Origin of the sequence: Siculibacillus lacustris, from assembly GCF_004328075.1 — a bacterium.
GTDB classification, from domain to species: domain Bacteria; phylum Pseudomonadota; class Alphaproteobacteria; order Rhizobiales; family Ancalomicrobiaceae; genus Siculibacillus; species Siculibacillus lacustris.
In genome coordinates this window covers 45,273-64,437 of record NZ_SJFN01000016.1, presented here as the reverse complement: position 1 = coordinate 64,437, position 19,165 = coordinate 45,273, and the positions used below count along the sequence as shown (strand labels likewise).

Below are 19,165 nucleotides of genomic sequence, written 5' to 3'. Positions count from 1 at the left end.
CTCACGGATGTGCGGCGACCCAGGCGCCGAGCAGGGCGCGTTCGGCGTCGGTGATGCCGGTCTCGTTGCCGAGCGGCATGGCGTCGGTGTCGATCGCCTGCGCCTTGATCAGCGGCGCGAAGCGGGCGAGATCGGCGGCGGTGCCCAGTGTGACGCCCTTCGGGGCTTCGGTGAAGCCTTCGTGGGTCGGCCGCTCGGCGTGACACATGGTGCAGTGCTTGGCGGTCAACGCCAGGACGGCGGCGTCGGAGACCACCGCGCCGCCGGTGGGCGCCGCCTTGGGGGCCGTCAGGATCAGGGCGGCGACCAGCCCGAGGGCGGCGAGCGCCGGCGCCCAGACGATCTTCACGAGCGAATCACCGGCCTCGTGGCGGACGATGAAGTGGCGCATCGGGCCGCCGATCACCAGGATCAGCGCGACCAGCAACCAGGACTGGGGATGGTTGGTCAGCACCGGATAATGGTTCGACACCATCATCAACAGGACCGGCAGGGTCAGGTAGGTGTTGTGGACCGAGCGCTGCTTGGCGATGGCGCCGAGGCGGGCGTCGGGGGTCTCGCCGGCGATCAGTTGCTCGACCATGCGGCGCTGGCCGGGGATGATCACCCGGAAGACGTTGGCGGCCATGATCGTGCCGACGAAGGCGCCGACATGGATCAGCGCGCCGCGCCCGGAATAGACGTGGGTGAAGCCCCAGGCGGCGCCGACGATCAGCGCGAAGACCACCGCGGCGAGCGGCAGCGTGGTGCGCCCGAGCGGCGAGCGGCAGATCGCGTCATAGATCAGCCAGCCGGCGGTCAGCGAGACGATCGAAATCGCGATCGCCATCCACGGGTCCATCGCCAGGATCTTCGGATCGATCAGATAGGCCCGGGCATTCAGCCAGTATTGCACCGACAGGAGCACGATCCCCGAGACGAAGGTCAGGTAGGCGTCCCACTTGTACCACTTGAGGAACGCCGGGAAGACCGGCGGCGCCACGGTGTAGCGGTCGACGTGATAGAAGCTGCCGCCGTGGACCAGCCAGGCGGAGCCCGCCACCCCCGGCCCGTTGCCGGCTTCGCGGCGGAACGAGACGTCGAGGGCGACGAAGAAGAACGAGGTCCCGATCCAGCCGATCCCGACGATCAGATGGAACCAGCGCGTCAGAATGTTCATCCAATCGGCGGCGTAGGCGAGCATGGGGACCTCTCCACATGGAACGGGCGGAGCCTCGGCTCCGCCCGCTCGCGTTCGACGATGATCGAGTTGTATGCAATGCCCGCGCCATCAGGCGCGAGGATCACTGCGGGAGCTTGTCGTCGATGCCCTTGACGTACCAGTTCATGCCGAGGATGGCGCCGTCGTCGAGATCCTTGACGGTGGTGCCGTCCTGCTTGGTGATCGTCCCGCCGAAGGGCTTGAGCGTGCCGGACTTGATCGCGGCGATGGTCTTCTCCGCCATGGCCTTCACGTCGGCCGGAACGTTCTTGATCTCGGGCAGGAAGACCGCGCCCTTGGCGATGCCGTCCCAGGTGTCGGCCGAGGCCCACTTGCCTTCGAGCTCGAGCTTGACGCGCGAGATGTAGTAGGTCGCCCAATCGTCGACGATCGAGGTGATCTGGGTCTTGGGCGCGAACTTGCCCATGTCGGAGGACTGGCCGAAGGCGAGGATGCCCTTTTCCTGGGCGACCTGGAGCGCGGCGGTCGAGTCGGTGTGCTGGGTCAGGATGTCGGCGCCCTGGCCGATCAGCACCTTGGCGGCGTCGGCTTCCTTGCCCGGATCGTACCAGGAGTTGACCCACACGACCTTGATCTTGACGTTGGGGTTGACCGACTGGGCGCCGAGCATGAACGAATTGATGCCGGAGACGACTTCCGGGATCGGGAAGGACACGATGTAGCCGATGGTGTTCGACTTGGTCATCTTGCCGGCGATCTGGCCGATCACGTAGCGGCCCTCATAGAAGCGCGCGTTGTAGATCGCGACGTTCTCGGCCTTCTTGTAGCCCGTGGCGTGCTCGAAATGCACGTTGGGGAACTTCTTGGCGACCTTGATGGTCGGGTCCATGAAGCCGAAGGAGGTGGTGAAGATCAGCTTGTTGCCGTCGCGGGCGAGGCGCTCGATGGCGCGCTCGGCGTCGGGGCCTTCGGGGACGTTCTCGACGAAGCTGGTCTGGACCTTGTCGCCCAGCGCCTTCTCGACCGCCAGACGGCCCTGATCGTGCTGGTAGGAATAGCCGAAGTCGCCGACCGGGCCGACGTAGACCCAGGCGGCCTTCAGCTTGTCGGCGGCGAGTGCCGGGCCGCCGAGGCCGGTGGCGAGCGCCACCGAGCCGAGAAGCGCGCTCCGCATCGCATCGCGGCGGGTGAGCGCAGACCGATTCTTCATGGGGACTTCCTCCGTTACGAACGAGTGCGGTAGTCGAGACCAGGATCGCCCGTCCGACCGCGCACGGCCGAGCATCCGAAACTTCACCGATCGGGGACGAAGGATTGGCCGAGGCAGGCGGGCGTGTCGGCCCGCGCCGCGCCGCGCCGCCTCGAGATGACGACCAGCGCCACGATGGTGACGACATAGGGCAGCGACGACAAGAGCTGCGACGGCACGCCGATGCCCAATCCCTGGACAAAGAAGCCGAGAATCGTCACCGCGCCGAAGAGATAGGCGCCGGCGACCAGACGGCCGGGCAGCCAGGACGAGAACACCACCAGGGCCAGGGCGATCCAGCCGCGCCCGGCGGTCATGTTCTCGACCCACTGCGGCGTATAGGCCAGCGACAGATAGCCGCCGCCGAGCCCCGACAGGGCGCCGCCGAACAGCACCGCCCCCCAGCGCACGCCGATCACCGAATAGCCGAGGGCATGGGCCGAGGCGTGGTTGTCGCCGACGGCGCGCAGGACCAGACCGAGGCGGGTGCGGAACACCACGTGGGAGACCACCGCGGCGAGCGCCAGCGACAGATAAACGAGCAGGTCCTGGCCGAAGATCAGCGGTCCGAAGAACGGGATGTCGCTGAGGCCGGGGATGTGCAGATGAGGCAGGCGCACGCCGGGCTGGCCGACGAAGCGTTCGCCGATCAGTCCGGACAGACCGAGGCCGAGCAAGGTCAGGGCGAGGCCGGTGGCGACCTGGTTGGCGACCAGATTGAGGGTCAGGACGCCGAAGGGGACGGCCAGCGCCGCTCCGGCCAGCGCCGCGGCGATGATTCCGAGTTCGGGCGAGCCGGTGGTCAGGGCCACCGCGAAGCCGGCCACCGCGCCCATCACCATCATGCCCTCGACGCCGAGGTTGAGCACGCCGGCGCGTTCGGTGACCAGTTCGCCGAGGCCGGCGAGGAGCAGCGGCGTCGAGGCGGTGACTATGGTCAGCAACACCGCTTCGAGCGCATGGAGGTCGAAGTTCATCGTGCGGTCTCCCCGGCGGGCAGGCCCGGCACGAAGCGCAGGCGATAGAGGATCAGGGTGTCGCAGGCCAGCACCCAGAAAAGCAGCACCCCCTGGAACACCCGCGCCGCCTTGTCGGAGAGGCCGAGCGCGACCTGCGCCGCCTCGCCGCCGAGATAGCTGACCGCCAGCATCAGCGCGGCGACGATCACCCCGATCGGATCGAGGCGGCCGAGGAAGGCGACGATGATCGCGGTGAAGCCGTAGCCGGGCGAGATGTTGGGCTGGAGCTGGCCGACGGTGCTGGTCAGCTCGATCACCCCGGCGAGACCGGCGAGGCCGCCCGACACCAGGAAGGCGAAGACCACCATGCGGTCGGAGGAGAAGCCGGCGAAGCGACCGGCGCGCGGCGCCTCGCCGAGGACGCGGATCTCGAAGCCCTTCATGGTCCGGCGCAGCAGCACGGCGAGCGCCACCGCGGCGACCAGGGCGAACAGGATGCCCCAGTTGAGGCGCCCGTCGCCGATGGTCGGCATGGTCTGCCAGCCGTCGAAGGACACCGACTTGGGGAAGTTGTAGCCGTGGGGGTCGCGCCAGGGGCCGCGCACCAGCCAGTCGAGCAGCAGTTGCGCGACATAGACCAGCATCAGGGACACCAGGATCTCGTTGGCACCGCTCTTGATCTTGAGCAGCGCCGGGATCAGCCCCCACAGCATGCCGCCGAGCACGCCGAGCGCCAGCATGGCGACCAGGGTCAGCGGCGACTGCCAGGAATTGGCGAAGATCGGCACCAGCGACCCGGCCAGCGCTCCGGCGGTCAGCTGGCCTTCGGCGCCGATGTTCCAGACGTTGGCGCGATAGGCGATCGACAGGCCGATGCCGATCAGGATCAGGGGCGTCGCCTTGACCACCAATTCCTCGATCGACCACAGCGACGAGAAGGGCTCGAGGAAGAACACCCACAGGCCTTTGAGCGGCGGAATGCCGATCGCCGCGAAGATCACCGCGCCGGTGAGCAGGGTCGCCACCACCGCGGCGATCGGCGAGACCACCGCCATGATCTTGGAGCGCTCGGGGCGCTTCTCGAGTTCAAGGCGCATGGCCGTCGTGCTCCCTGAGTTTCACGGCTTCGTCGACATGGGCCGGGCCGCCATGGGCACCGCCCATCAGCAGGCCGATCTTCTCCAGCGACATGACATGGGCGTCGTAGCCGGGCGACAGATGGCCGCGCGAGATCACCGCGATGCGGTGGGCGATCTCGAAGATCTCGTCGAGGTCCTGGCTGATCATCAGGACGCCGGCACCTTCGCCGGCGAGATCGACCAGCGCCTGACGGATCAGCGCGGCGGCGCCGGCGTCGACGCCCCAGGTCGGCTGGTTGACCACCAGCACCAGCGGCTTGCGGTCGAGCTCGCGGCCGACCACGAATTTCTGCAGGTTGCCGCCGGACAGCGAGCGGGCCTCCGGATCGGGCTTGCCCTTGCGCACGTCGAAGGTCTGGGCGACGCGGGCGGCGGTCTTGCCGGCCCGGCGGAAGTCGAGGAAGCCGGCGATGCGGCGCATGGCGTCGGAGACCAGCGTGTCGCGGGTCAGGATGACGTTCTCCGACAGGCGGAAGGCCGGCACCGCGCCGTGGCCGAGGCGCTCTTCGGGCACGAAGGCGGCGCCGAGCGCCCGGCGGGCGGTGACGCCGAGATGGCCGCAGGGCGTGCCTTCGATCACCACCGCGCCGGGGCGATCGACGCGGCGCTCGCCCGACAGGGCGTCGAACAGTTCCGACTGGCCGTTGCCGGCGACCCCGGCGATCGCCAGGATCTCGCCGGCCCGCACCTCCAGGGTCACGGCGGCGAGCGCCACCGCGAAGGGGCCGTTGGCGGCGAGGTCGAGATTGTCGCAGTAGAGCCGGGTCGGCCCGCCGGTGCGCGGCTGTTTCGGCCGGATCGAATGGATCTCGGCGCCGACCATCAGGCGGGCCAGGCTCGCCGCGGTCTCGAGGCTCGGGTCGACGCGGGCGACCACCTTGCCGTGGCGCAGGATGGTCGAGGCGTGGCAGAGGCGCTTCACCTCCTCCAGGCGATGCGAGATGTAGAGGACGGCGCAACCTTCGGAGGCGAGGCGCTCGAGCGTCAGGAACAGCTGGTCGGCTTCCTGAGGGGTGAGGACGGCGGTCGGCTCGTCCATGATCAGCAGGCGCGGCTCCTGGAGCAGACAGCGGACGATCTCGATGCGCTGGCGCTCGCCGACCGACAGATCGGCGACGGTGGCGCGCGGTTCGAGCGGCAGGCCGTAGTCGCGCGACACCCGGGCGATGCGCTCGCCGAGCGCCTTCATGTCGTGGTCGCCGGTCAGCGCCAGGGCGATGTTCTCGGTGACGCTGAGCGCCTCGAACAGCGAGAAATGCTGGAACACCATGCCGATGCCGAGGCGGCGGGCGGTGCCGGGGTCGGCGATGGTGACCGGTTCGCCGTGCCAGAAGAAGCGGCCTTCGGTCGGCTGCAGCGAGCCGTAGATCATCTTGACCAGGGTCGACTTGCCGGCCCCGTTCTCGCCGAGCAGCGCGTGGATCTCGCCGGGGCGAATCGCCAGATCGACATGGTCGTTGGCGGTGAAGTCGCCGAAGCGTTTGACGATGCCGCGGGCCTCGACGAGGAATTCGCTCGTCGCGCCGGTCTCTCCGGTGCCCTGCGGCGACGGCTGGCTCACGTTCATACGCACTCCTCTCGCCCGGCGCGGACGACTTCGCGCGCCGCGCCTAGCGTGTTCCGTGCCACTCGGTCGGCGATCAGCAGTTCCACGGCGACCGACGCGGCGATGACCGCCGGCGCCTTGGAATCCACTCCCGCGACGCCGATCGGGCAGACCATACGCCGGATCGATTCCGACGAATGCCCGATTTGCAGCAGTCTGCTCGAAAAACGCGCACGCTTCGAGCGCGACCCGATACAGCCGAGGTAGGGCAGATCGGCGCGGCGCAGGCCGGCGTCGACCAGCGCCAGATCGAGGGCGTGATCGTGGGTGAGGATCACCGCGAGGCTGCCGGGCGGCGCGGCGATCATCTCGGCGACCGGGTCGGCCGCGGCGATCGGGGTGGCGTTGCCGGGCACCGCGCCGGGAAAGGCCTCGGGTCGGCCGTCGACCCAGCGGACCCGGAAGGGCAAGGGCGCCAGCGCCAGAATCAGGGCGCGGCCGACGTGGCCGGCGCCGAACACCAGCACCGGACGGCGCGAATCGCCGAAGCGTTCGACCAGATCGTCGCCGGTGAGCCCCACCGCACGATCGTCGTCGGGGACCGCGACGCGGCGGATGCGGTCGCCGTCGCGGCGGCCCACCGCCAGGAAGGGACCGCGGCTTTCGGTCACGGCCAGGGCGCGAGCCTCGTCGAGGGCGGCGGCGTCGAAGATCTCGATCAGCACGGTGACGCGCCCGCCGCAGCATTGGCCGAGGTCGGGGCCGAGCACCAGATCCTGGACGATCACCCGCGGCCGGCCTTCGGCCAGCGCCGCCCCGGCGATCGCCAGGGCGCGCCATTCGAAGGCGCCGCCGCCGATGGTGCCGGTGAAGCCGCCGTCGGGGCGCAGCAGCATCGCCGCGCCGACCTCGCGCGGCGCCGAGCCGGCGACGGCGGCGACGGCGATGCGGGCGAGGCGGCCCGAGGCAGCGAGTTCGGCGGCGAGGCGGCCCCAGGCGCCGATCACGCCGGGGCCCCTTCGACCGGATGCTTGACGGCACGCACCGCCGCGAGGATCGCCTCGGGCGTCGCGGGGGCTTCGAGCGGCGGCACCACCCCGGGGGCGAGCGAGGCGATCGCCCGCAGGATCGCCGAATGGACCGAGATCGCCAGCATCACCGGCGGTTCGCCGACCGCCTTGGAGCGGTGGACGCTGGCGACGCGGTTGCCGCCGTCCTCCCACAGCGCCACCCGGAAGTCGGCCGGCACGTCGAAGGCGGTGGGGATCTTGTAGGTCGACGGCGCATGGGTGCGCAGGCGGCCGCGGGAATCCCACACCAGTTCCTCGGTGGTCAGCCAACCGAGGCCCTGGACGAAGCCGCCTTCGATCTGGCCGAGATCGATCGCCGGATTGAGCGAGCGGCCGACGTCGTGGAGGATGTCGACGCGGAGCACCCGCATCTCGCCGGTCAGGGTGTCGATCACCACCTCCGAACAGGCGGCGCCGTAGGCGTAGTAATAGAATGGCCGGCCGTGGGCCTCGGCCCGGTCCCAGGTGATGTCGGGGGTGGAATAGAAGCCGGTCGCCGACAGCGACACCCGGGCGAGGGTGCACTGGCGCGCGACGTCGGCGAAGGACAGGTCGCGGTCGCCCAGCCGCGCGCGACCGCCCGCGAAGGTCACCGCCCGCGGCTCGCCGCCGAGCAGGTGGGCGACCACCACGGCCATGCGATCGCGGATCTCCTCGGCGGCGATCTGGGCGGCCATGCCGTTGAGGTCGGAGCCGGAGGAGGCGGCGGTCGGGGCGGTGTTGGGCACCTTGCCTGTCGTGGTGGCGGTGATGCGGACCTGGGCGACGGGGATCGCGAAGACCTCGGCGACGACCTGCGCCACCTTGACGTAGAGCCCTTGGCCCATCTCGGTGCCGCCGTGGTTCACGGTCACCGAGCCGTCGGAATAGACGTTGACCAGGGCGCCGGCCTGGTTGAGGTGGGTCAAGGTGAAGGAGATGCCGAACTTGATCGGGGTCAGAGCGATGCCGCGGCGCAGGATCGGGCTCGATGCATTGAAGGCGTCGATCGCCGCGACCCGGGCGCGGTAGTCCGAGGACTGCTCGAGGGCGGCGACCAGATCGGGCAGCACGCAGTCGTCGACCACCTGACCGTAGGGCGTGACGCCGTGATTCGCGGCGTCGACCGACGGGTAGAAATTGGCCTTGCGCACGTCGAGGGGATCGCGGCCGAGGCGCAGCGCCACGGCGTCGATCATGCGCTCGGCGAACAGCATGCCCTGGGGGCCGCCGAAGCCGCGGAAGGCGGTGGCCGAGACGGTGTCGGTGAGCAGGCGCCGGGTAGCGATGCGGGCGGCGGGATAGTCGTAGGCGTTGTCGGCGTGGAACATGGTGCGGTCGACCACGCCCTGGCTGAGGTCGGCGGAGGCGCCGCAGCGGGCGAGGAAATCGACGTCGACGCCGAGGATGCGGCCGGTCTCGTCGGTGCCGACCCGCCAGTCGACCCGGAAGTCGTGGCGTTTGCCGGTCATCACCATGTCGTCGTCGCGGTCGAGGCGGAGTTTGACCGACCGGCCGGTGATCCGGGCGGCCAGCGCGGCGATCACCGCCCATTGGGTCGCCTGGGATTCCTTGCCGCCGAAACCGCCGCCCATGCGCCGGCATTCGCAGACGATCGCCGCATCGGACAGGCCGAGGACGCGGGCGACGACGTGCTGGATCTCGGTCGGATGCTGGGTCGACGACAGGACCAGGATCTCGTCGCCCTCGCGGGGATGGGCGAAGGCGATCTGGCCCTCGAGATAGAAATGTTCCTGGCCGCCGATCGCCAGGCCGTCGGCGAAGCGGCACGGCGCGGCGGCGATCGCCGCGCCCGCGTCGCCCTTGCGGAATTCGTAGGGCGGCAGCACGTCGCTGCCGCGATCGAGGGCGTCGAACACGGTGATCGCCGGCTTCTCCGCCTCGACCTCGAAGACCGCGAGGCGGGCGGCGGCGCGCGCGCTGGCCCGGCTGGTGGCGACCACCGCGAAGACCACCTGACCCCAGAACTGGATCTCGGATTCGGCGAACACCGGATCGCCGCCGATCGACGGCGAACAGTCGTTGACCGCGGGAACGTCGGCGGCGGTCAGCACCGCGACCACGCCGGGATGGGCGCGCACCGCGTCGAGATCGACCTTCAGCAGGCGGCCGCGGGTCACCTCGCGGCACCAGCCGGGGGCGACGTGGAGGGTGCCGGCCGGCTCGTCGAGGTCGTCGATGTAGGCGGCGGCGCCGGCGACGTGGCGCGCCGCCGAATCGTGGGGCAGCGGGGCGCCGACGGCGCTGCGCGGCGCGGCGACGGGGGGGAACTCAGGCATGCGCGTCATGGCCGACCTCCTCGCGCAGGCCGAACACCCGGGTCTTGTGGCTCGGGGTGCCGGCGATTTCGGCGAGCGCCCGACCGAGCAGGCCGACCGCGGCCTCCATGCGGTAGTCGGCCGACGCCCGCATGTCGGTGAGCGGCGTGAAGTCGCCGCGCAACGCGTCGAGGGCCGGGCGCCAGCCGCCGGCGGACCGGAGCGAGGCGCCGACCAGCGCGGCCTCGGCCCCGGCGGCGCGCATCGGCGTGCCGGCCATGCCGCCGAAGGCGAGGCGGGCCTCGGTGATGCGGTCGCCGTCGAGGGTCAGGCGCAGGGCGGCCATCACCGAGGAGATGTCCTGGTCGTGGCGCTTGGCGATCTTGTAGGCGCGGAAGGCATGGTGGGCCTCGAGCCGCGGCACCACCACCCGAGTGACGATCTCGCCGGGCCGGCGATCCTGGCGGCCGTAGGCGAGGAAGAAGCGTTCGAGCGGGATCTGCCGCAAGGTGCCGCCGCCCCACAGTTCGAGCGACGCGTCGAGCGCGATCAGCGCCGGCGGGCTGTCGCCGATCGGCGAGCCGTTGGCGATGTTGCCGCCGAGCGTGCCGGAGGCGCGCACCTGGACCGAGCCGATGCGGCGGAACAGGTGGGCGAGGTCGGGATCCCAGGCGGCGAGGCGTTCGGCGGCCGCGGCGAGGCTGACGGTGGCGCCGATCGACAGGCCCTCGGCGGTCTCTTCGATGCGGTCGAGGCCGGCGATCCGGCCGAGATGGACGATGCGCGGCAGATCGCGTCCGGCCTTGGTGATCCACAGGCCGACGTCGGTGGCGCCGGCGACCAGGGTGGCGTCGGGGCAGGCCTCGAGGATGTCGGCGAGTGTGTCGAGCCGGTGCGGCGCGGCGAAGAAGCGGGTCTCGTCGCCGACGAACACCGCCGCGGCATCGGTGAGCCCGGCGAGCGCCACGGCGGTGGCGGCGGCGTGGGCGGCGAAGAGGTCGTCGGGGCGCTGGTCGGGACGGGCGTCGCAGGCCTCCAGCGCCGCGTCGACGATCGGCCGATAGCCGGTGCAGCGGCACAGGTTGCCCGACAGGCGATCGATCACCGCGTCGCGGTCGTGCCGGCCGGGGGTGGCGTAGAGGGTGAACAGGCTCATGACGATGCCGGGCGTGCAGAAGCCGCACTGCGAGGCATGGCGGCGGACCATCGCCTGCTGCAGCGGATGGAGCACCCCGCCCTCGGCGAGATCTTCGATGGTCACCACTTCGCAGCCGTCGACGGTGCCGAGCAGGCGGATGCAGGCGTTGATCGGCTCGTAGACGAGGCGGCCGTCGACCAGCCGGCCGAGCGCCACGGTGCAGGCGCCGCAGTCGCCCTCGGCGCAGCCCTCCTTGGTGCCGACGAGGCGGCGCTCCAGGCGCAGATGGTCGAGCAGCGTGGCGGTCGGGGCGAAGTCGGCGACCTCGATCACACGGCCTTTCGAGAGGTAGCGGATCGAGCGTCGGACCGTCATGTCAGCTCCCGCGATAGGTGGAATAGGCCCAGGGCGAAACCAGCAGGGGCACGTGATAGTGGAGGTTCGGATCGGCGATGCCGAAGCGCAAGGGGATCTCGTCGAGGAAGGCCGGATCGGGCAGATCGACGCCGTTCAGGAAGAAATAGGCGCCGGCGGCGAAGACCAGTTCGTAGGTGCCGGCGACCAGGGCGTCGCCCTCCAGCAGGGCGCCGTCGATGCGGCCGTCGGCATTGGTGTGGCGGGTCGCGAGATGCCGCCGCTCGCCGGTCGGGGCGATCGACCACAGTCGAACCTCCACGTCCGCCGCCGGGCGGCCGGTCGACGTGTCGAGGACGTGCGTGGTCAGTCTTCCCATGATCCCCCCTCGTCGGACGACGACGCGGTCCGCATTCGCTTCCGTCGAGCCGATCCCGACAAGATGAGCACAAACCCTGATTTGCAACAGCGGAGATTTTCGAACGAACCGCTCACCGAAAAGCATCGATCGGAGCGAAGAGCTGCATCTCGAGCAGCGGTTGCCCGTTCACGCGCCAGAGTCCGCGACATTGCGATCCCCCCAGGCCTCTTCGATGAAGTCGATCAGCGCCGCCAGCGCCAGACTCGGCACGATCCCGGCGCGCACCACCACCGCGAGGCGGTCGGGCAGTACGTCGGGATCGCCGAGCGGCACCCAGGCGATCTCGCCACGGCGCCGCTCGCTCTCGATGCCGACCGCGGTGAGAAACCCGACCGAGCGGGTGCGGGCGACCAGCGCCGACATCAGCCGCAGCGAATCGCATTCGGCGCGCAGCAGCGGCGGGCGCTTCAGCCGGGCGAGGGCCGGTTCGAGCGCGGCGCGCAGCGACAGGCCGCGGGCCGGCACCACCAGCAGCTCTTCGGCGAGATCGGCGAGGGTCAGCGACGGCCGATCGGCGAGCGGGTGGTCGGCGGCGAGGACGACGCCGAGCGCGTGGATCTCGCGATGGATCACCCGCAGAGAGTCCAAGGAGCCGGTGGAGAAGGTGAAGCCGAGATCGGCGCGGCCGTCCTCGACCAGGCGATTGACCTCCTCGGCGGTGGTGCGCACCAGGGCCACTTCGATGCCGCCGTAACGGCCCCAGAAGGCGGCGAGCAGGTCCGGCACGCGCTCGACCGCCATGCTCTCGACGGTGGCGATCCGCACCCGGCCCCGGCGCAGACCGCGCAGGGTGTCGAGTTCGGCGATCACGTCCTCGTAGCGCACCAGGGTGTCGCGGACCCGGCGGGCGAGCAGGGTGCCGGCCTCCGACAGGCGGAGGCCGCGCCCGACCCGGTCGAACAGGCGGATGCCGAGCTGCTCTTCGAGCAGCAGGATCTGGCGATTGACGGCGGAGGAGACGATGTTGAGGTCACGGGCGGCGGCGCGGATCGAGCCGACCTCGGCGACCGCGAGAAAATACCGGAATGCCGTCGACAGGATCGACGCGTCGCCGCGCATGGCGCACCTCCCCCGGGACGGACGGGGCGGTGGGCGACCCGGGTTCCGTGACGGTCGTCCAAGAGTTGACCGCGACGGCGCCGCGAATGCAACGATTCATCGCGCCCTGAGGCGATCGACGATCATCAGCAGCACCAGATTGACCCAGGCGCCGATCGAAGTGGCGAAGGCGAGGCCGGCGACGTCGTAGGTGTCGGAGAGGATGAACTTCAGCACGACGTTGACGCCGATGCCGACGAAGGCGATCCACATCGGCGTGCGGGTGTCGCCGCGGGCATGAAAGCCCGGCACCACCGAGCGCATCAGGACGATCGCCATCAGTCCGACGGCATAGGCCTGGAGGGTGACCGCGGCGCGGGCCACCGCCACCTGATCGAAGGCACCGCGGGCGAAGGCGAGGCGCACCAGCAGGTCGGGGATCGCCAGGAAGGCGACGACGAAGGGCGCGGTGAGGACGATCGACCACAGGATGGCGCGGCGCTGGGCGCGGCGGGCGCCGACGTCGTCGCCGGCGGCGAAACGCCGCGACAGTTCCGGCAGCAGCACCGTGCCGACGGCGATGGCGATCACCCCGATCGGCAACTGGTAGAGCCGATCGGCGTAGTACATCCCCGAGACCGCCCCCTTGGGCAGGGCGGCTGCGAGGATGGTGTCGACGAACATGGCGATCTGGGCGGCGCCCGAGCCGATGGTCGCCGGCCCGAGGCGCTTCAGAAAAGTCGTGACCTCGCCGGACAGCGCAGGCCGCAGCGGCACCAGGACCAGGCCCGCCGGCCGCATCGCCCAGACCAGCAGCGCCAGTTCGGTGACGCCGGCGAGCGCCACGCCGATCGCCGCGCCGTGGGGGGCGAACCACGGGTGACCGGCCGGGGCGAGCAGGGTCAGCGCGACGCAGGCGACGATGGCGATGTTGAACAGCACCGGCGCGCCGGCGGCGGCGGCATAGCGGTGATGGGCGTTGAGCACGGCGCCGTAGACGGTGACCACGGTGACGCACAGGAGATAGGGGAAGGTGATGCGGGTCAGCGAGGTGGTGAGGTCGCCGAGCACCGGATCGCCCTCGAAGCCGGGGGTGATCAGACCGAGCAGGCCGCGCGCCCAGATCTCGGCGGCGATCAGGATCACCACCTGCACGGCGATCAGGGCGCCGAGCACCCGGCCGGCGAAGGCCAACGCCCGCGCCTCGCCCTCGCGCTCCAGGGTGCCGGCATAGGTCGGCACGAAGGCGGCGTTGAAGGCGCCTTCGGCGAACAGGGCGCGGAAGTGATTCGGGATGCGCAGGGCGATGAAGAAGGCGTCGGCGATCGGCCCGGCGCCGATCACCCAGGCCAGCACCACGTCGCGGAGAAAGCCGGTGACCCGCGACAGCATGGTGAAACCGGATACCGTGCCGACCCGCCGCAGGAAGAGGGCGGCAGCGCCGCCGGGGCGAAGGGTCGCCATGTCGGTCCTCGATCGAGCCGGAGGTGGGAGCCGCCGGGCGGCGGCCGAGGGCCCGGCGCTAGCCGGCGAATGCGGCGGCGGCAAGACCGCGCGATCAGGCGGCGGCGCCGTTGCCCTGGCCGCCGGGATGGGCCTGCCAGATCTTCTGGCGATTGCGGATGGCCCGCGGCGCGGGGCCGAAGTAGCTGGGGGTCTTCACGAATTCCCGCGGGTGGAGGATCACGCTGGCGACCCGCTGGAACAGCGCCTTGGCCGAGATCGGCTTGCACAGCAGTTCGTGGATACCGAGCTTGCGCGCCTCGAGGATGCGCGAACGCTCGGTGTGGGCGGTGACCATGATCACCGGCACATAGGCGAAGGGGTTCTGGGGATTGCGGATCATCCGCACCATGTCGGCGCCGTCGAGGATCGGCATCACCCAGTCGAGGATCAGAATGTCGGGGTTGGCGCGGTCCATCGCCTCCAGCCCCGAGGCCCCGTCTTCGGCCTCGACGATGCGGCGCGCGCCGAAACCCTGCAGCATGGTGCGCAGGATCGTCCGCATGTAGGCGCTGTCTTCCACGACCAAGAAGGTCAGGGATGCAAGGTCGAGATTCACGGGTGGCCCTCCACAATCGGATTTTCACGGCGAAAGGTGAAGAAGCCGTTGCGTCGCGAAGGACTTCTCGCGGGATCACGTCCGCTCCCGACCTCGTGAGCGCCCGCGAGCCCGACGTGTCGAAAGTCGCGCCCCTTGATCGTGGTCAAAGTGGTTCGAATTCCTGTAAGTCTAAGATGCGAGATGCGGCAGGCTCGGGTGAGCCTTCCCGCCCGGTCCGCCGGGCAAACGGGATGCCACAGCTTCGTCGGGGAGGGAGTCGGCGGCGATCGACAACGATCCGCAGCCGGAGCCGACGAACGCGGCCCGCCGGGACATCGAAACGGCTCGAGGACGGACATGATTCAGGCGAAGGCTCACACGGATTACCAGTCGATCTTCGAAGGGGCGATCGACCAGCTCAAGGCCGAGAAGCGCTACCGGGTGTTCGCCGACCTGGAGCGGATCGTCGGCCGCTTTCCCCACGCGATCTGGCGCAAGGGCGATCAGGCCCGCGAGATCGTGGTGTGGTGCTCCAACGACTATCTCGGCATGGGCCAGCACCAGAGCGTGCTCGGCGCGATGATCGAGACCGCCTCGGGCATGGGCGCCGGCGCCGGCGGCACCCGCAACATCTCCGGCACCAACCATCCGCTGGTCGAACTGGAAGCCGAACTCGCCGATCTGCACGGCAAGGAGGCGGGGCTGGTCTTCACCTCGGGCTTCGTCTCCAACGAGGCGGCGATCTCGACCATCGCCAAGCTCATCCCCGACTGCCTGATCCTGTCGGACGAGCTCAACCACGCCTCGATGATCGAAGGCATCCGCCATTCCGGTTGCGAGAAGAAGATCTTCCGTCACAACGACGTCGAGCACCTCGAGGAGCTCCTCGCCGCGGCCGGCGACCGGGCCAAGCTCGTGGTGTTCGAGTCGGTCTATTCGATGGACGGCGACGTCGCGCCGATCGCGGCGATCTGCGACGCGGCCGAGCGCCACGGCGCGCTGACCTACATCGACGAGGTCCATGCGGTCGGCATGTACGGCCCGCGCGGCGGCGGCATCGCCGACCGCGAAGGGGTGATGCACCGCATCGACATCATCGAAGGGACACTGGCCAAGGCCTTCGGCACCCTCGGCGGCTACATCACCGCGAGCAGAGCGATCTGCGATGCGGTGCGCAGCCATGCCCCCGGCTTCATCTTCACCACCGCCCTGCCGCCGGCGATCGCCGCGGCCGCCGCCGCGTCGATCCGCCATCTCAAGCGGTCGTCGAGCGAGCGCGAGGCGCAGCAGCGTCAGGCGGCGCGCACCAAGGCGATCCTCGGGGCGGCCGGGCTGCCGGTGATGCCGAGCGAGACCCACATCGTGCCGGTGATGGTCGCCGATCCCGACCTGTGCAAGCAGGCCTCCGACCTGCTGCTCGAGAAGCACGGCATCTACATCCAGCCGATCAACTATCCGACGGTGCCGCGCGGCACCGAGCGGCTGCGCATCACGCCGACCCCCTATCACGACGACCAACTGGTCGAAGCCCTGCGCGACGCGCTGGTGGCGGTGTGGGCCGAGCTCGGGCTCGCCCTGACCGGGCCGATCGGTGCCGAGGACGCCGAACGCGCGGCGACTCCGGTGACCCGCGTGGCGGTGCCGCGGGCCGGCGGCTGAGCCCACGACCCTCGAACGAAATCCCAGCGGCCGCCCTTCGGGGCGGCCGTTTCGTTTCAGCGGGGGTCGCGCGGCGCGGCGTCGTCCGGCTTGGGGCGGGGCGGACCGGGCAGGTCGTCGTCGTCGAGGATGCGCCACTTGGCGCCCTCGAGATCCTCGTACTGGCCGGCGCGCAGCGACCACATGAAGGCGAACAGGCCGAGCAGCCCCAGCCCCAGGGCGATCGGAATCAGGAAGATCAGGACGTCCATGGTGCGGGCTGCCCCTCGTGTTCGGTTGCGGCCCGAGATCCGCGGTGCCCGACGATAGTCCCCGCGGCGCGCCCTGTCATCGCTCGGCGCCGAGGCGCAGGCGCAGGGCGTTGAGGGTGACCAGGATCGACGAGCCCGACATGGCGAGCGCGGCGATCAGCGGCGTCACCAGACCGGCGACGGCGACCGGCACGGCGATCAGGTTGTAGGCGACCGACAGTCCCAGATTCTGGATCATCGCCCGGCGAGCGCGGCGGGCGGTGCGCAGCGCCGAGAGCACCGGCGCCAGACGATCGCCGAGGAACACCGCGTCGGCGGCGGCCTGGGACAGGTGGACGGCGGTGACCGGCGACATCGAGACATGGGCGGCAGCCAGCGCCGGCGCGTCGTTGAGGCCGTCGCCGACCATCAGCACGGTGCGCCCCGCGGCCTTGAGAGCGGCGAGGCGGGCGATCTTGTCGGTGGGGGTGAGGCCGGCGGCCCAGGTCGCGACGCCGAGGCGGGCGGCGACCTCGGCCACAGCGGCTTCGCGGTCGCCCGACAGGATCTCCACCGCGCAGCCCTCGGCGACCAGCGCCGCCACCACCGCCGGGGCGTCGACCCTGAGGCCTTGCGCGAAGGCGCAGAGGATCGGCGGTTCGCGGCCGTCGGCATGGGCGACCAGCGAGGCGCCGGGGAAGCGGGCGAGCAGGGCGGCGACCGTCTCCGGCGCGACGCCGCACCAGGCCGGCGCACCGAGGCGCTCGAGTCGGCCGTCGATCTCGGTCTCGATGCCGAGGCCGGGGACTTCGCGGACGTCGGCCGGCGGCGCCCCGGCACGGGTGGCGTCGGCGAGTGCCATGCCGAGGGGATGGCGGCTGGCGCGGGCGAGGCGGCCGGCGGCGGCGAGGCGGTCGAGATCGACGTCGGCGGCGTTGAGCAGCCGCGGCTCGGGCAAGGTCAAGGTGCCGGTCTTGTCGAACACCACGGTGTCGACCACCGCCAGACGCTCGACCGCGTCGCCGGAATGGAGCAGCACGCCGGAGCGGAACAGGATGCCCGAGGTCACCACCTGGACCGCAGGAATGGCCAAGGCCAGGGCGCAGGGGCAGGTGATGATCAGCACCGAGACGGCGATCACCAGGGAATCGGCGGCGCCGCGCCCGGCCAGCATCCAGCCGATGGCGGTCAACAGGGCCGCGGAATGGACCACCGGGGCATAGGCCCGCGACGCCCGGTCGGCCAGCCGCATGTAGCGGGAGCGCGCCTGGGCGGCATTCTCGAGCAGGCGGTTGACCTCGTCGAGCAAGGTGCCGGCGGTGGCGGCGGTGACCCGCACCTTGAGCACGCCGGAGACGTTGAGGGTGCCGGCATGGACGCGGGCACCGGGACCGACCTCGACCAGGGTGGTCTCGCCGGTGACCAGGCTCTGATCGATGCCGGAACCGCCGTCCTCGACCACGCCGTCGACCGAGACGCGCTCGCCGGGGCGGACCAGCACCAGATCGCCGGGATCGACCCGCGACAGCGGCACGTCGCGGATCTCACCGTCGGCGCCGATCCGGGCGGCCGACTGGACGCGCAGCGCCGCCATGTTCTCGGCCACCGAGCGGGTGCGGCGGCGCATGTCGTGATCGAGGAAGCGGCCGGTGAGCAGGAAGAACAGCAGCATCACCACCGAATCGAAGAAGGCGTGTTCGGAGGAGCGCATCGTCTCGAAGATCGACAGACCGAGGGTCAGGGTGATGCCGATCGAAATCGGCACGTCCATGTTGGTGCGCAGGGCCTTCACCGCCCGAAAGGCCGAGCGGAAGAACGGCCGGCCGGCATAGGCGACGACCGGAATGGCGATCAGTGCCGAGACCCAGTGGAACAGGTCGCGGGTGGGAGCGTCGATGTCGGTGACGTTGCCGGACCACACCGAGACCGACAGCAGCATGATGTTCATCGCGCCGAAGCCGGCGGCGCCGAGACAGCGCAGCAGCTCCTTCGATTCGGAATCCTCTTCGGCGCTGCGCCGGCCGGGATCGAAGGGATGGGCGCGATAGCCGAGCCGCTCGAGCCGGGCGACGATCACCGTCGCGTCGGTGTCGCCCGGGCGCCAGTCGAGCGCCAACCGGTGGGTGGTGAGATTGACCCGGGCGGCGGCGACCCCCGGCAGGCTCTTCAGCCCGCGCTCGATGGTTCCCATGCAGGCGGCGCAGGTGATGCCTTCGACCGCCACGTCCATGTGGACGGTGCCGTCGGCGCGCGGCGTCGCGAAGGCGTTCCAGTCGCGGTCCGATCCGGTCATCAGCGGCGCGTTCATCCTCCGGTCTCCCGAGCGGCGCGCAGGGTCAGCGCAGGACCAGGGTGTTGTGCGAGAGGAACTCACGGCCTTCGGCGCCGTCGCCTTCGAGCACCAGATCCCACTTGCCGGGGGCGACGTCGGTGGCCGCGCCCTCGAACAGGCCGGAGCCCCCCGCCACCGCGGCCATCGCCACATGCCGATCGAGGGCGCGATTGGCCGGATGCTGCAGCGTCGCCTTGAAGGCCAGCCCCTGGATCGGCGCGCCGGTGGCATCGCGGGCCTCGACGCGCAGCACCGCGCGGCCGTCGGCGTCGCGCACCGCAGTCGCCGACACCTTCCAGCCGCGGGCGGCCTGGGCGCGGGCGGCGGCGATCTCGTCGTTGAAGTGCTGGCTGTCGCGATAGGAGCTCTCGGTCACGGTGCCGGGGAAGCTCGAGACGGCGCGATAGAGCATGTAGCCGTTGACGGCGAAGACGATGCCGAAGCAACCGACCAGGATCGCCAGCACGTGGCGGCCGGTCAGGCGGAATTCGGCGGGCTCGGGGGGCTGGTCGGCGCGCGACATGGGGTGGTCTCCGCTCTGGCATTCGCTGTGACGATCGGCGTGA

At 70.6% G+C, this 19,165-nt stretch carries 16 protein-coding genes; 1 reads left to right on the top strand and 15 read right to left on the bottom strand.

Annotation, left to right across the window (positions count from 1 at the left end):
* Position 1 precedes the first annotated feature (1 nt).
* The 12 genes from EYW49_RS12065 to EYW49_RS12010 form a co-directional block, all read right to left on the bottom strand.
* Positions 2 to 1,183, bottom strand: a complete 1,182-nt coding sequence (locus tag EYW49_RS12065) for a urate hydroxylase PuuD (RefSeq protein WP_131309828.1) — start codon at positions 1,181 to 1,183, stop codon at positions 2 to 4.
* Positions 1,184 to 1,283: 100 nt separating this feature from the next.
* Positions 1,284 to 2,336: a BMP family ABC transporter substrate-binding protein gene (locus tag EYW49_RS12060; protein ID WP_131309872.1), complete on the bottom strand. Its 1,053-nt coding sequence runs from the start codon at positions 2,334 to 2,336 to the stop codon at positions 1,284 to 1,286.
* A gap of 119 nt (positions 2,337 to 2,455) precedes the next feature.
* Entirely contained in the window at positions 2,456 to 3,388 is a 933-nt protein-coding gene (locus tag EYW49_RS12055) for an ABC transporter permease (protein WP_131309827.1), read from the bottom strand.
* Positions 3,385 to 4,467, bottom strand: coding sequence for an ABC transporter permease (locus tag EYW49_RS12050; RefSeq protein ID WP_131309826.1), 1,083 nt, complete (start codon positions 4,465 to 4,467; stop codon positions 3,385 to 3,387). Before EYW49_RS12050 ends, EYW49_RS12055 begins: the two co-directional genes overlap by 4 nt.
* Positions 4,457 to 6,076 (bottom strand): ABC transporter ATP-binding protein, encoded by a 1,620-nt coding sequence (locus tag EYW49_RS12045; RefSeq protein WP_131309825.1) that lies wholly within the window; start codon positions 6,074 to 6,076, stop codon positions 4,457 to 4,459. The genes EYW49_RS12050 and EYW49_RS12045 overlap by 11 nt, the downstream gene beginning before the upstream one ends.
* Positions 6,073 to 7,062 carry a xanthine dehydrogenase accessory protein XdhC gene (gene xdhC, locus EYW49_RS12040; protein ID WP_228259593.1) on the bottom strand — a complete coding sequence of 330 codons (990 nt, stop codon included), beginning with the start codon at positions 7,060 to 7,062 and terminating at the stop codon, positions 6,073 to 6,075. The genes EYW49_RS12045 and xdhC overlap by 4 nt, the downstream gene beginning before the upstream one ends.
* Positions 7,059 to 9,413 (bottom strand): xanthine dehydrogenase molybdopterin binding subunit, encoded by a 2,355-nt coding sequence (gene xdhB, locus EYW49_RS12035; protein WP_407695474.1) that lies wholly within the window; start codon positions 9,411 to 9,413, stop codon positions 7,059 to 7,061. The genes xdhC and xdhB overlap by 4 nt, the downstream gene beginning before the upstream one ends.
* On the bottom strand, positions 9,397 to 10,896 hold the full coding sequence (gene xdhA / locus EYW49_RS12030) for a xanthine dehydrogenase small subunit (protein WP_131309824.1): 1,500 nt from the start codon (positions 10,894 to 10,896) through the stop codon (positions 9,397 to 9,399). Before xdhA ends, xdhB begins: the two co-directional genes overlap by 17 nt.
* Position 10,897: 1 nt before the next feature.
* On the bottom strand, positions 10,898 to 11,254 hold the full coding sequence (uraH, locus tag EYW49_RS12025; protein WP_131309823.1) for a hydroxyisourate hydrolase: 357 nt from the start codon (positions 11,252 to 11,254) through the stop codon (positions 10,898 to 10,900).
* A gap of 168 nt (positions 11,255 to 11,422) precedes the next feature.
* Positions 11,423 to 12,355 (bottom strand): LysR family transcriptional regulator, encoded by a 933-nt coding sequence (locus tag EYW49_RS12020; RefSeq protein ID WP_131309822.1) that lies wholly within the window; start codon positions 12,353 to 12,355, stop codon positions 11,423 to 11,425.
* 96 nt (positions 12,356 to 12,451) lie between these two features.
* A complete protein-coding gene (gene murJ, locus EYW49_RS12015; protein WP_131309821.1) occupies positions 12,452 to 13,798 on the bottom strand; it encodes a murein biosynthesis integral membrane protein MurJ in 1,347 nt (448 codons plus the stop codon).
* A gap of 94 nt (positions 13,799 to 13,892) precedes the next feature.
* On the bottom strand, positions 13,893 to 14,396 hold the full coding sequence (locus EYW49_RS12010; protein WP_131309820.1) for a response regulator: 504 nt from the start codon (positions 14,394 to 14,396) through the stop codon (positions 13,893 to 13,895).
* A gap of 339 nt (positions 14,397 to 14,735) precedes the next feature.
* Between EYW49_RS12010 and hemA the strand changes: the two genes are divergently transcribed.
* Positions 14,736 to 16,037: a 5-aminolevulinate synthase gene (gene hemA, locus EYW49_RS12005; RefSeq protein WP_131309819.1), complete on the top strand. Its 1,302-nt coding sequence runs from the start codon at positions 14,736 to 14,738 to the stop codon at positions 16,035 to 16,037.
* 56 nt (positions 16,038 to 16,093) lie between these two features.
* On the opposite strand, the gene ccoS is transcribed toward hemA, so the two are convergent.
* From ccoS to EYW49_RS11990, 3 genes are all read right to left on the bottom strand, one after another.
* Complete coding sequence (gene ccoS / locus EYW49_RS12000; RefSeq protein ID WP_131309818.1) at positions 16,094 to 16,288, bottom strand: cbb3-type cytochrome oxidase assembly protein CcoS; 195 nt, start codon at positions 16,286 to 16,288, stop codon at positions 16,094 to 16,096.
* A 76-nt stretch (positions 16,289 to 16,364) separates the two neighbouring features.
* On the bottom strand, positions 16,365 to 18,560 hold the full coding sequence (locus tag EYW49_RS11995; protein WP_131309869.1) for a heavy metal translocating P-type ATPase: 2,196 nt from the start codon (positions 18,558 to 18,560) through the stop codon (positions 16,365 to 16,367).
* 43 nt (positions 18,561 to 18,603) lie between these two features.
* Positions 18,604 to 19,122 carry a FixH family protein gene (locus tag EYW49_RS11990; RefSeq protein ID WP_131309817.1) on the bottom strand — a complete coding sequence of 173 codons (519 nt, stop codon included), beginning with the start codon at positions 19,120 to 19,122 and terminating at the stop codon, positions 18,604 to 18,606.
* Positions 19,123 to 19,165 lie beyond the last annotated feature (43 nt).